The following is a 13,569-nucleotide window of genomic DNA, read 5'->3' on the forward strand; positions in this document are numbered from 1 at the left end:
TTAAATTAAAAGTGTCTTAGCAGCTCTACCAACTGAGCTAACGTCACATATATAAATTATATGGCTTGGTTTTAATTTTTAATTCACTTTTAAATTAAAAGTGTCTTAGCAGCTCTACCAACTGAGCTAACGTCACATATATAATTATATGGTTTGGTTTTAATTTCTAATTCACTTTTAAATTAAAAGTGTCTCAGCAGCTCTACCAACTGAACTAAACACCGATATACAAGATATACGGTTTGGTTTTTATTTAAGATCTATTTTAAAATTAAATAGATAAACAGCTCTACCAACTGAGCTTTTCATTGAAAGATACAACATGAACTAAGTCACATGTCCCTCTCAACTGCGGCGTATAATATAGAAATTTTTTAATAGCGCAACAAAAAATTGCGACTTTTAATTCATCTGCCGAGAAATTAAACAATATATAATTCTCACAGTATAAAATGGAATTATATGAATAAAATTAAAGCGCTTTAAGTCGTTTATCCGCTAAGCTTGCAGCAGAAGAACTTGGATATTCAGCAATTGTTTTTTGATAAAATGATTTAGCAGAGTCAATTGCCCCTGAATATTCATCAATAATACCTATTTTAAGCAATGCATCAGCACGTTTATTCGATTCAGGATACTTTTCTGTTACAACCAAAAAGGCAGTTTTTGCCTCGTCACGCTTTTTCTCTTTATATAAAAGCTGCCCTAACCAATATTGTGCATTAGGCACATAGCTTGATTTAGGATGATCAATAACAAATGCTTCAAAAGCAGTGATTGCTTGTTGATATTGTTTGTCGTTAAGTACTAAATTTACAGCTGATTGGTATGCGCTTTTATCAGTCCCATCACCGGAAACTTGATTCGAGTCTGAAGAGGTAGGCGTTGTTGAAGAGTTTTGCTGACGATTATCTAACATTTGATAAAGATTACGTTGGCGATCTTCTATTTGCTCTAATTGATTATTAAATACTTCAATTGAGCCTTTGATTTGGTTAATTTCTTGCCCAAGCTGATCAAGTTGTGATTGAAAGCGTATTTGCATTTTATTGCGAATTGTCATCACACGAGTCAACTCATCCATCCGCTTAAGCAATTCAGCATTACTTGCTGTACTTACTGTTGCATCTGAAATAGGTGCAGCGGCATAGACTGACGAAGAGAAAAAAACGGCCACAAGAATGGCCGCTGTAGTATTACGTTTATTCATATGAAATTAGTAAACTAATTCTGCACGACGGTTTTCAGCACGAGCAGCTTCGTTATGTCCTAGGTTAACTGGTTTTTCTTCACCGTAACTTACAACTGTAATTTGACTTGCCGCAACACCCATGTTTTCTAGGTAAGTTGAAACAGATAGACCACGACGTTCGCCTAATGCGATGTTGTATCCAGGTGTACCTAATTCATCAGCATGACCTTCAACCGTGATTGATTTGTCAGTGTTGTTTACTAAGTATTTAGCATGTGCATCTAAGATTAACGCGTACTTAGGAGAGATCACAGATTGATCGAACTCAAAGTTAATTGTAGTTTCTAATATTGCACTTGTATACATTTCAACTAATTGCTCTTCAGCAGTTAATTGAATTGCTTGAATTGTATCAGTTTGTACTGCATCTTGAGCGGCTTGTTGCGCGGCAGCAGCGTCTGCAGCTGCTTGATCTGCAATTCGTTGAGCTTCTGCGTCAATATCTGAAGTTGAAGAACAAGCACCTAGTGCTAACATTGGTAAAGCAATCAACAAGCCTTTTGTGATCATAGAACGATTCATTTTATTTCCTTAGTACGTTTATATTAAAATTATTGTAAAAATGGCGACCATGCTGGTGATTTAACCTCACCATTATTCGCTGGGATATTCGCTTTAAATCGACCATCCATCGAAACTAATGCTAAGCCCTGTTTACCATGATAAACAGTGCTGTAAATAATCATACTGCCATTTGGGGCAATACTTGGAGACTCGTCTAACTGTGTCTTAGTTAAAGTTCTTAACTCACCAGACTCAAGGTCTTGCACGGCAATCATATAATTCCCATTATGACGACTAACCAACACAAGATTATCACCATCAGGGGTAACTGCGCCACCTAAATTAATATCACCTTCCCAAGTAATACGTTTAGTTTTACCTGTTGTGAGTGACACCTGATAAATCTGTGCTCTTCCACCACGCTCAGATGAAAATATAATCGACTTTCCATCTGGTGTCCAATTAGGCTCCGTGTCTATGACTCGATTATTTGTTAATCGTTTCAATGCCTTTGTTTTTATATCAAATGTATAAATTTCTGGCTGCCCATCTTTTGACAATACTAAAGCTAATTTAGTTCCATCAGGAGACCAAGACGGCGAACCATTAATGTTAGGAAAAGAAGTCATTAGCTCTCGTTTTTGTGTATACAGGTCTTGTATGAAAATTTGAGAACGGCGTTTTTCAAAACTTACATAAGCTAATTTACGACCATCAGGAGACCAAGATGGTGACATAATTGGTTGTTTTGAACGTAATACTAACTTCTCACCTTCGCCATCATAATCCGAAATACGTAATTGATAAGGATGAGAGCTTGCTCTATCAACAGCAACATAAGCAATACGTGTTAAAAAGGCCCCTCTTTCACCCGTTAATTTTTCATAAACGATGTCACTAATACGATGTGCATATTGACGAAGTTGCCCCGTTGTTACGGTATTACGACGCTTATCCATAACAGGGTTAAAATCAGGCATATTGACATTGCCGGTCAATACATCGAGCAGTTCAAAGGTAACAACATATTTACCAGGAGCAGTCTCATCAGGTTTAACTTCGCCCATCACAATGGCTTCGATACCTAACTGAGTCCAAGCAGCATAATCGACATCTTGACTACTCGATGGTGTCTTAGGCATTTTTTCAATTGATAAAGGGTTAAATTTACCACTACGTTGTAAATCTGCAGCAACAATTTCTGAGAAGTTTTGAGGCTTTTTACCTTTTCCTAACCATTTAAAAGGAACAACGGCTATCGGACGAGCACTGTTAACACCTTCTGTAATTAAAATTTCTAAACGAGCATAAGCACTGCTAGAAACAGTGACTAATACTAATATACTAATTAAACGAGCAAACATGTTTATTCCTTATAGATCTGGTTCTAATTTAATATCGAAGTCCCTAAACTGACCAACTATTTCAGTATCCTTAGGAATAGGTAATGTATTTGCTTGTAATGTAGCTCGACGAGCAGAATCACATAACACTTTATCACCACTACTCATTACTGCACTTAACACTAAACCATCTGGAGCGAGTTTAATTCTTAAGGTACAAGTTTGTCCTCTCATACTAGAATCTACTTTCCAGTTTCGGCTTATTTTAGAACGAATCAACGCTTGGTATTTGGCTATTTCAGATGTTTGCTGAGCGCTTCTTGCACTTGAAAAGTCATCTGAGAATTCCGCTTCCATTTGTCTATCTAACTCTTCTTGCCTTAGACGCTCTTTTTTAGCAGCAGCGGCTGCAGCTTTACGCTTAGCGTCTTTTTCTGCTTTAATCTTTGCATCTTTTGCCGCTTTTTCTTTAGCTGCTTTTTCTTTAGCTGCTTTTTCAGCCTTTTCCTTCGCAGCTTTTTCTTTTGCTAACTTCTCTTTTTCTGCCTTCTCTTTCGCAGCCTTTTCGTTTTCTGCTTTTTCTTTGACAGCTTTTTCTGCTGCAAGTTTCTCTGCTTTTAATTTTTCAGCTTCGACTCGCTCAGCTTCTTTTTTAGTCGCTAATGCTTTTTTCTCGGCCTCTTGTTTTTGTTTTGCTGCGTCTTCTACTTTCTTTTTATCTGCTAAGACTTTTGCCGCTTCTTCGGCTTGCTTTTTCTTTTGCAATGCTTCAGTTTCCGCAGCTTTTTCTGTTTCAATGCGTTTAGTTTCTTGCTCCTGGCGTAATACCTCTTGTTGTTTACGCTGCACCGCTTCTTTTTCTGCTTTTATTTGATCTTCTTGCTTTTGTTGAATTAATGCTTCTTGACGTTTTTCTTCGGCTAATTCTTTTTCTTTTAACTTACGCTGGTCATCAGCTTCTTGCTGTTTAGCACGTTTTTGTTGATCGGCATTTTTTGCTAGGTCATCAAGCATCTGTTGATTAATAATAGTTGCATCAATAATCGAAACAGCTTCTTTAGGTTTGTCTTTTGGCAAAGAAAACTCAACACTCATTAACAATATGCCACCAATAATAAGGTGCAAAGAAAATGCGGTAATGAATGCGATAATATTTGTGCTATTTTTCATTTATTCGTCAGGCTCTGTCATTAAACCCAATGATGGCACACCAGCTTGCTGTAACAATACCATCAAGTTAACAACGGTTTTATAATCAACATCACCGTCACCTTTAACAATAAATTGAGTTCTCGGATCAAGTAATAACTGCTCTTCAACTAATCGAGTCATTTCATTATTATCTAGTGGTGTGTCTGCATTTTCACCTGCACTCAAATAATATCGACCTTGTTTGTCTATAGAAGCAATTATCGGTGGTGTCGTTTCTTCTGGTAACGCTTCAGAAACCGCTTGTGGAAGATCCACTTTGACACCTTGAGTCACTAAAGGTGCTGTAACCATAAAGATAATCAGTAATACCAACATAACATCAATATATGGCACTACGTTTATTTCTGCTATAACCCGTTTACGCCTAGGTGAACGATAAGAATGTCGCATAATGCTTACTCACCTTCAGTCATAGCTTGACGTTGTAAAATAGAAGTAAATTCTTCCATTAAATTAACGTAAGAAGCTTCCAGCTGTCCGACTTGTGTTGAAAATTTGTTATACGCCATTACAGCAGGAATAGCGGCAAATAAACCCATTGCAGTTGCAATCAATGCTTCAGCAATACCAGGTGCAACCATAGATAGAGTCGCCTGTTGAACTTCACCTAATGCAATAAATGAATTCATAATTCCCCATACGGTACCAAATAAACCGATATAAGGACTGATTGAACCGATCGTTGCAAGCGCAGGTAAACCCGCTTCTAATTCATCCATTTCACGAGATAAAGTCACACGCATTGAACGATGAGCACCTTCAATAACGCCATCAACATTACGACCAGGCATGCGATGTAGACGAGAAAACTCTTTAAAGCCCATGTAAAATATTTTTTCACCACCATTAACTCGTTCACTACGAGCGGCAGTTTCTTTGTATAAACGGCTTAAGTCATGACCAGACCAAAAACGTTCTTCGAAATGTTTGAGTGTGTTTTGGGCAGCTTTAAGCATTCTTGAACGAGAAAAAATCAACGTCCACGAATAAATAGACATGCCTAATAGCAATAACATTACCGACTTTACAAGCAAACTTGCTTGTAAGAATAAACCTAAAAATGACATATCAGCGTGCACGGGTAATTACCTCAATTATTTCTGTTGGAATAGCGGTTGGTTTCATTTTTTGCAAATTTACGCAAGCGATTAGAGTCTCTGCCTGACAAAGAAGTTCCCTGTTTTCATCAAAAACTTTTTGCTGAAACATTAAACTCGCTTTACGGTGAGATGTAACCTCTGTCTCAACGCTTAAAAGTTGGTTAAAGCGTGCAGACTTAATGCAGTCCATATCAACTTTCTTAACCATAAACGCAATGTTTTTTTCTAAAAGTGTATCTTGTTGGATATCGAACTCACGTAAGAACTCGGTTCGGCCTCGCTCAAAAAACTTTAAGTAATTCGCATAGTAAACAACACCGCCAGCATCTGTGTCTTCATAATAAATTCGAACTGGTAATTTTGAAGTTAACACATTTTCCTCATTTGTTAGTATGAATTGAAGTAAATAATAGGTTATTTTTTCTTAAATTAAAAATCATATCAAACACTGATATAACGAGTACTTTTTATCCCTGTGTTAACTTATTTAACTGCTCAGAAATAAGGTCGATAGAATAACTTAAAAGTAATTAATTATAATATTTATAAAAGCCGAAATTTTACCTAAAAGAACCTCTTCACTGTAAACTAATTCAAGTTGAATTTAATAGGTGCACTGAGTATTGTATCTGGATAAATAACGGGTCTAAAACATAATATTATATGTAAAAATAATTATAACACTATAACGAGCTATATAAATGGATATCACCTTAGAAAAACAACTTACAAAATGGTTAAAAGAACAAAAAAAATCTTGCGGTTTTTTTCTCAATTTAACTATTTTTTTAGGGGTATTAACCGGCTTTTCTCTTATATTACAAGCTTACCTCATTGCCACTATCATTCACGGAATTGTTATATTAGAACAACCTAAGATAGCATTAAGTAATGAATTTATAACTTTATTATGTTTAATCCCGATAAGAGCTACTTTAGTTTTTGCTCGTGAACGCACTAGTTTCGAAGCAGGAAAACGCCTTCGCTTACAAGTTCGTAAACTGGTATTAGATAAACTCTGTGAATTGGGTCCTGCATACATTAAAGGAAAACCAGCAGGGAGTTGGGCAACCATTGTATTAGAGCAAATTGAAGATCTACAAGACTTTTACGCTCGTTACTTACCACAAATGCTATTAGTCGGTTTCATTCCCCTAACTATATTAATTGCTGTTTTCCCACTCAATTGGGCGGCAGGATTAATCTTATTGGCGACCGCACCACTTATTCCTATATTCATGATTTTAGTCGGTAAAGGTGCCGCTGATGCAAATCGTAAAAATTTCAAAGTATTAACACAATTAAGCGGACATTTTATGGATCGTTTAAAAGGTTTAAAAACACTTAAATTATTTAATCAAGGAACGGTTGAATTAAGAAACATTGAATCTGCATCAGAGTCATTTAGAGCAGGCACCATGTCAGTGTTACGTTTGGCATTTTTAAGTTCAGCAGTCTTAGAATTTTTTGCGGCAATTTCTATTGCAATACTAGCCGTATATTTCGGATTCAGTTTTTTAGGAGAGCTCAATTTTGGGCATTACGGGGAAAGTATCTCTCTTTTCACAGGCATTTTTATATTGATGTTAGCCCCTGAATTTTACCAGCCTTTACGCGACATGGGGGCTCATTACCATGCAAAAGCACAAGCAATTGGTGCCGCTGAAGCTCTCAAAGAGTTGATTGAATACGAAGTACCAGTACCGCAACAAAATACCAGTAAGATACAAAACCAAATTAATGTTAATGACCCACTTACATTGCAAGCAAATCAACTCTGTGTTTATAGCTTTGACGGTACTCAACTTGTTGGTCCAATAAGTTTTTCCTTACAACAAGGTGAAAATATTGCATTTGTTGGCCCCAGCGGTTCAGGTAAAACTAGTTTAATGAACGCTCTGTTAGGCTTTCTTCCTTATCAGGGATCTTTGCTAATTAATGGTGTTGAACTGAATACAATTGATAAAGTACAATGGCGAAAAAATTTAGCTTGGTTAGGTCAAGACCCACAACTTTTTTATGGCAGTATCCGAGAAAATATTTCGATGGGAGACACCTTTTTATCAGATGAAAAAATACAAGAGTCGTTAGAAAAAGTAGGTATATGGGACTTTATTAGTGAAAAAGAATTAGGCCTAGATCATCTCATCGGTGAACAGATGGCGGGCCTTTCAGTTGGCCAAGCCCAACGTATCGCCTTAGCACGAGCTTTAAATAAAAATGCTCAACTATTTTTATTAGACGAACCGACAGCAAGTTTAGATCAACATAGTGAGCAAGTCATCTTTAATACTATTGCTAAAGCAACACAAAATATGAGCAGTATAATGATAAGCCATCGCCTCGACCAATTAGAAAGTACCCATAAAATAATCGTAATGGATAAAGGAAAGATAGTACAACAAGGAAACTTTGAAACCCTCAATAAAACAGAAGGTTTATTTAAAAACATGCAACTAGATATAACTGATATTAGTTCCCTTACTTCAATCAAAACAAAGGGAGAAATCTAATGAAAGTGTTACTTCCCTTTATTCTACTTTTCAGAAAACAATGGTTAATGATGTCTGTTGGCTTAGTGTTAAGCATTCTAACGTTACTAGCAGGTATCGGTTTATTGTCTTTATCAGGGTGGTTTTTGTCTGCTTCAGCCATTGCTGGGTTAACATTACTGGCTACACAAAGCTTTAATTACTTCACCCCTGCTGGCGGTGTACGTTTTCTATCGATACTACGAACAGTGAGTCGTTACGGTGAACGCTTATCAACACACCAAGCCACGTTCAAACTGCTGACTCAACTACGAGTCTGGGCATGGAGCAAATTATTACCGCTTAGTGCGTCAAACATGCAAGGTAAAAGACAAGGCGAAATACTAAATCGACTAGTCTCTGATATAGATGCATTAGATCATTTGTATTTACGTTTACTTACTCCACTATTTAGTGCTTTTTTTGTATTGATTGCCATGTTTCTGTTTGTCGCTTGGTTCGACATTCAAATAGCATTGATATTATGTATTAGTTTATTAGGACTCTGGTTAGTATTACCGGTACTTTTCTACTTTTTAGGACGTCGACCGGGAATACTTCAATTAGAAAGTAAGCGTCAATACCGAGTGCAATTGTTAGCATTTATACAGGGCTTTTCAGAAATATCTTTATTTGCTGCCACAGATCGCTTTCGTGAACAATTAACACAATCCGAGGAAAAATTATTAGCTAATCAGCAAATGGTTGCTAATGTCATGGCATTTAGCCAAGCACTATTAGTTTTATGTCATGGTTTTATCGTACTTATTATTTTATACATAGCATCATCAGGTTTTGGTGAATATCAACCACCAGGAGCGATGCTCGCTATGATTGGTTTTATGGCATTAGCGAGTATTGAAATATTATTGCCTATTGCAGGCGCTTTCCAACACTTATCTTCTTGTATTAATGCGGCAACAAGAGTGAATGATGTATTAGAACAAACACCTGATATTATTTTTAATGGACAAAGTACACATCAGATCAAGCAAGGTAATATTAACCTTAGCAATATTAACTTTAATTACACTGATGAAACGAACAACAGCGCAACATCAAGGGTATTAAACAATATAAATCTATCGATTAAAGCAGGAGAGAAAGTCGCTTTATTAGGTCGAACAGGTTGCGGTAAATCCACTTTATTATCACTCATCACAAGAGAGTGGTTACCTAACACTGGCACAATAGAAATTGATCATATAGCCACCGAACAATACTCTCAAATAGCATTAACCTCGGGTATGTCTGTCGTAAGCCAACGAGTTTATATATTTTCTGGTACCTTACGAGAAAACTTAATACTTGCTCAACCAGAAACAAAACAGCAAACATTTAAAAATGCTGCAGAGCAAAAAATAGCACGAGATATTAATGATAAAAAACTACATTCAATACTTAACACTGTAGGTCTTGGTCATTTAACAGAGGGTGATCAATCTTTTGAGACTTGGCTAGGTGAAGGCGGTAGACAGTTATCTGGCGGAGAGCAAAGACGTATTGGTGTCGCACGAGCACTGTTACACAATGCACCTATATTATTACTCGATGAGCCCACTGAAGGATTAGATAAACGCACTGAACGCGATATATTAAAACTATTATTTGAATTCGCTAAAGATAAAACACTTCTCATGATCAGTCATCGTTTAACAGCAATGAATAAAATGGATAAAATTTACTTAATGGAAGATGGCACGATACGTAATAGTGGTTCGCATAAAGAACTCATACAAACAGATGATTATTATGCAAGTTTACATAACCAGTTAATTCAGTAAGTGAGTATTATTCTATGCATCTTCCAACTATATAGCCAGAATAAGTAACGCTACTTAATACTCTGCCGAGGAGTTAACCAAAACAGGTTAACACTTTAATTGTTGATCCCTTTACGAAACTTACAATAAAGAAATAAGTTATTTTAACAAGTAAAATAGATCAGCTAATTAGTGATATTGGCATTAATATAGGTAGCTATTTAAATTAAAAGGAAATTGACGAGTCAATTAGTAGGAATGGCTATTTCTTTTATGAAGTATGCAGTACAGAAAAAGATTTTTAACAAGGAAAGTAACTTCTCTATTTGATTGATATTTAATACTGTATTTACATAATGAAGTTAAATAACCTCAGTTCTGGATAAGCAAAGTGATACACCCCCGCGGATTTCTGCGTTAAATTATCTGGCAGATTCAAGTCTGTCAATAACCCGTTATTGCTTCAATAATTTACCTTGAACTACGCAAAACTAACGGCATTACAGAGTGAAAACATAACCTTCTGATTTTAAATACAATTCCGATTTAATTAACCAGAATTTAGGTTAAATAAGTAAAAATGCGATCGCTTAGTTAAAAGCAATCGCATTTTATTAAGTAATAGTAACTCGACATAAATAAGCCGAGCTAAAATTAATATTACTCTTGTTCTTGCTCTTCTTTTTCATTGGTTTCGGTTTGTTCAAGCCATAGACCATTAATAATACCTAATGAACACGCTAATAACACACCTAAAATCCATGCAAAATACCACATATAATGCTCCTTAATTAATACGCTGAATGTTTATGTTTAGCTAAAAATTCTTTACCTACACGACCAAACATTTTGATATAACCAAAGCTCGTATAAAGTAAAATAATAGGTAAAAATATTGCAGCTGCAATGGTCATAATATTTAACGTCACTTCACTTGAGGTCGAGTCCCATACCGTTAAACTATGGCTTGGGTTAAGACTTGAAGGCATGATGAACGGGAACATACTGACCGCACAGGTCAACAAAACACCAAACTGCGTAATACTTGTTGCAAAGAACGCAAAACCACTGTGTTTAAAGTAACTCATCACAAAAGCAATCAGAGGAAATAACAAACCGACAAGAGGAGCAATCATTGTTATCGGATAGTCACTATAATTATGTAACCATGCACCAGGTTGTACTTCTACCATCTTAATTAATGGATTAGATACACCATTATGATCAATATTAGATGAAATAACAAAACCATCAATGCCTTTAGCTAACCAAATACCTGCGATAGCAAATAATAAAGTAGCAATAGGAGCCATAATTAACGTCACCTTACGAGCTCTTTCATATAACTTGCCTTCTGTTTTCATCTGCAACCAAGTAGACCCTTGGAGTACAAACAAACACAAACTAAACACGCCAACTAACAGAGCAAATGGATTCAATAAAGCGAAGAATCCGCCTTGATAATTAGCACGTAAATATTCATCTAAAACAAAAGGAACGCCTTGCAGCAAATTACCAAAAGCGACACCAAAAATGATAGGAGGGACAGTACTACCTACAAATATTCCCCAATCCCAACTTGTTTTCCAACGAGGGTTAGCTACTTTGCTACGATAATCAAAACCAACAGGTCTGAAAAACAAGGCAAATAAAGTCAACATCATCGCAACGTAAAAGCCAGAGAATGCCGTTGCATAAGCTGCAGGCCAAGCCGCAAAAATAGCGCCTGCGGCTAATACTAACCAAACCTGATTGCCTTCCCAATGTGGAGCGATACTGTTGATCATCATTCGACGTTCATCATCACTTTTTCCAATAATAGGTAAAAGCGTACCAACCCCCATATCAAAACCATCAGTCACTACAAATCCAATCAGCAATACACTAATTAGGACCCACCAAATTAATCTTAACGTTTCGTAATCAAACATTATTTTAACTCCTGTTGGTTTTCAAGTTGCTCAAAGTGATACTTTCCAGTTTTTAAACTACTTGGCCCAAGGCGAGCAAAGCGGAACATTAAAAAGAATTCAACAACAAGTAAGACACTGTAGAAACAAATAATTGAAATAATACTAAACCAAAGTTGATCTACTGATAACGAAGAAGTCGCCATGTGAGTGGGTAATACCTCAGCGATAGCCCATGGTTGACGTCCGAATTCAGCGACAAACCAACCCGTTTCAATAGCAACCCAAGGCAATGGGAGAGAATATAAACAAATTCGATGAAACAGTTTATTTTGACCAATACGATTTCTAGCCGATTGATATAAAGCAAATAAGAAAATACCTAACATAGCAATACCTGAACCCACCATGATTCGGAATGACCAAAACATAGGCGCAACACCTGGAATACTATCTTTAACGGCCATTTGGATTTGCGCTTCCGTTGCATCAACTACATTCGGTGCATAACGTTTAACCAATAAACCATAACCTAAATCAATTTTAAACGCTTCAAAAGCATCGATATTATCAGGCGTTTCATCACCAGCACGTAGTTTTTCAAGTAAGCCATAAGCGATAATACCATTACGAATACGCACATCATGCTCAGCCATTAACTCTTTTAAGCCTTTCACTTCACCATCAAGGGAACGTGTTGCAATAAGCCCTAAAGCATAAGGAATTTTAACAGCGTAGTCTGTACGTTGCTCTTCTTGATTTGGTAAACCAATCATCGTAAATGATGCTGGCGCTGGATGTGTTTCCCATTCTGATTCAATAGCAGCTAGTTTTGCTTTCTGTACATCACCTACTTCGTAACCACTTTCATCACCCAGAATAATAGTACACAAAATACCAGCCGTACCGAACGCAGCGGCAATAGCAAACGAGCGTTTGGCAAACGCCAAGTCTCGGCCTTTTAATAAATAATACGAACTAATTGCTAATACAAACATAGCGCCGGCTACATATCCAGATGCTACCATATGTACGAATTTAACTTGTGCTACAGGATTAAATACAACATCAGCAAAACTAGTCATCTCCATGCGCATAGTTTGATAGTTAAACTCAGCACCAACAGGATTTTGCATCCAAGCATTTGCAATTAAGATCCATAATGCAGACATACTTGAACCGAAGGCAACAAAGAAAGTGGCAGTAAGATGTTGTAATTTAGAAAGCCTATCCCAACCAAAGAAAAATAAACCAACAAAGGTTGACTCTAAAAAGAACGCCATTAAGCCTTCAATAGCTAATGGTGCGCCGAACACATCACCAACATAGTGTGAATAATATGCCCAGTTAGTCCCAAACTGGAATTCCATGGTTAAACCAGTCGCTACACCTAATGCAAAATTGATAGCAAATAGCTTGCCCCAGAATTTAGTCATGTCTTTATAGATTTCTTTCTTAGTCATCACATACAGTGATTCCATAATCAGTAAAATCCAAGCTAACCCAAGAGTTAGAGGCACAAATAAAAAGTGATACATCGCAGTCATAGCAAACTGAAATCGCGATAGATCAACAATATCGTCCATTTTCTTCTCCTAAAATTTAAAATATATAAACATGTTGTTTTAAAAATACTGTTTTATTAGTTTTATAAACCAATTTAGTATTTATTTTTATCTGACTTAATTGAATCTATTTGGTGAGGGGGTTATCGATAAAGTACAGTATTACTTTTTACTCCTCCAAAAATATGATTTTCATCAAAAAGATTAGGGGTTGAGAAATAAAAATTTTTGATAATAATAACTTTACTAGTTAAAACTAAAGTTAACTTGCGGATCAGGGGGATAAAAAATATCCTATTTTCAGTCAAAATTTTTTTTAACATTTTTTACTACCTATAAAATCTACAATTAACAAAACCAATTTTTAAGATTATTTTGTTAACTTTATG

Annotated in this window: 12 protein-coding genes; 2 read left to right on the forward strand and 10 right to left on the reverse strand. The window is 36.2% G+C overall.

Going from position 1 to position 13,569, the window contains the following annotated elements; genetic code table 11:
* Positions 1 to 472: 472 nt before the first annotated feature.
* The 7 genes from ybgF to ybgC are packed head-to-tail and all read right to left on the reverse strand — an operon-like array spanning position 473 to position 5,784.
* A complete protein-coding gene (gene ybgF / locus V6255_RS13370) occupies positions 473 to 1,210 on the reverse strand; it encodes a tol-pal system protein YbgF (protein WP_341628612.1) in 738 nt (245 codons plus the stop codon).
* 6 nt (positions 1,211 to 1,216) lie between these two features.
* Positions 1,217 to 1,774, reverse strand: a complete 558-nt coding sequence (gene pal, locus V6255_RS13375) for a peptidoglycan-associated lipoprotein Pal (protein WP_341628613.1) — start codon at positions 1,772 to 1,774, stop codon at positions 1,217 to 1,219.
* Between the two features lie 29 nt (positions 1,775 to 1,803).
* On the reverse strand, positions 1,804 to 3,120 hold the full coding sequence (tolB, locus tag V6255_RS13380) for a Tol-Pal system beta propeller repeat protein TolB (RefSeq protein ID WP_341628614.1): 1,317 nt from the start codon (positions 3,118 to 3,120) through the stop codon (positions 1,804 to 1,806).
* A gap of 9 nt (positions 3,121 to 3,129) precedes the next feature.
* Positions 3,130 to 4,269, reverse strand: coding sequence for a cell envelope integrity protein TolA (gene tolA, locus V6255_RS13385; RefSeq protein WP_341628615.1), 1,140 nt, complete (start codon positions 4,267 to 4,269; stop codon positions 3,130 to 3,132).
* The gene (tolR, locus tag V6255_RS13390) at positions 4,270 to 4,701 is read right to left on the reverse strand and encodes a protein TolR (protein ID WP_341628616.1); all 432 of its coding nucleotides are present in this window, start codon (positions 4,699 to 4,701) and stop codon (positions 4,270 to 4,272) included.
* 5 nt (positions 4,702 to 4,706) lie between these two features.
* Entirely contained in the window at positions 4,707 to 5,390 is a 684-nt protein-coding gene (gene tolQ, locus V6255_RS13395) for a protein TolQ (RefSeq protein ID WP_137297567.1), read from the reverse strand.
* Positions 5,380 to 5,784, reverse strand: coding sequence for a tol-pal system-associated acyl-CoA thioesterase (gene ybgC, locus V6255_RS13400; protein WP_341628617.1), 405 nt, complete (start codon positions 5,782 to 5,784; stop codon positions 5,380 to 5,382). The genes tolQ and ybgC overlap by 11 nt, the downstream gene beginning before the upstream one ends.
* Positions 5,785 to 6,112: 328 nt before the next feature.
* On the opposite strand from ybgC, the gene cydD reads away from it, so the two are divergent.
* On the forward strand, positions 6,113 to 7,924 hold the full coding sequence (gene cydD / locus V6255_RS13405; RefSeq protein WP_341628618.1) for a heme ABC transporter permease/ATP-binding protein CydD: 1,812 nt from the start codon (positions 6,113 to 6,115) through the stop codon (positions 7,922 to 7,924).
* Entirely contained in the window at positions 7,924 to 9,726 is a 1,803-nt protein-coding gene (gene cydC / locus V6255_RS13410; protein ID WP_341628619.1) for a heme ABC transporter ATP-binding protein/permease CydC, read from the forward strand. Before cydD ends, cydC begins: the two co-directional genes overlap by 1 nt.
* Before the next feature lie 639 nt (positions 9,727 to 10,365).
* Here cydC and cydX read toward each other — a convergent pair.
* From cydX to V6255_RS13425, 3 genes are read right to left on the reverse strand one after another with little or no spacing between them, the layout of a single operon-like run.
* Positions 10,366 to 10,482, reverse strand: coding sequence for a cytochrome bd-I oxidase subunit CydX (gene cydX / locus V6255_RS13415; protein WP_341628620.1), 117 nt, complete (start codon positions 10,480 to 10,482; stop codon positions 10,366 to 10,368).
* Positions 10,483 to 10,496: 14 nt separating this feature from the next.
* Entirely contained in the window at positions 10,497 to 11,636 is a 1,140-nt protein-coding gene (cydB, locus tag V6255_RS13420; RefSeq protein WP_341628621.1) for a cytochrome d ubiquinol oxidase subunit II, read from the reverse strand.
* Entirely contained in the window at positions 11,636 to 13,201 is a 1,566-nt protein-coding gene (locus tag V6255_RS13425; protein WP_341628622.1) for a cytochrome ubiquinol oxidase subunit I, read from the reverse strand. Before V6255_RS13425 ends, cydB begins: the two co-directional genes overlap by 1 nt.
* Positions 13,202 to 13,569 lie beyond the last annotated feature (368 nt).

It is taken from the genome of Psychromonas arctica (genome assembly GCF_038155225.1).
Lineage (GTDB): Bacteria > Pseudomonadota > Gammaproteobacteria > Enterobacterales > Psychromonadaceae > Psychromonas > Psychromonas arctica_B.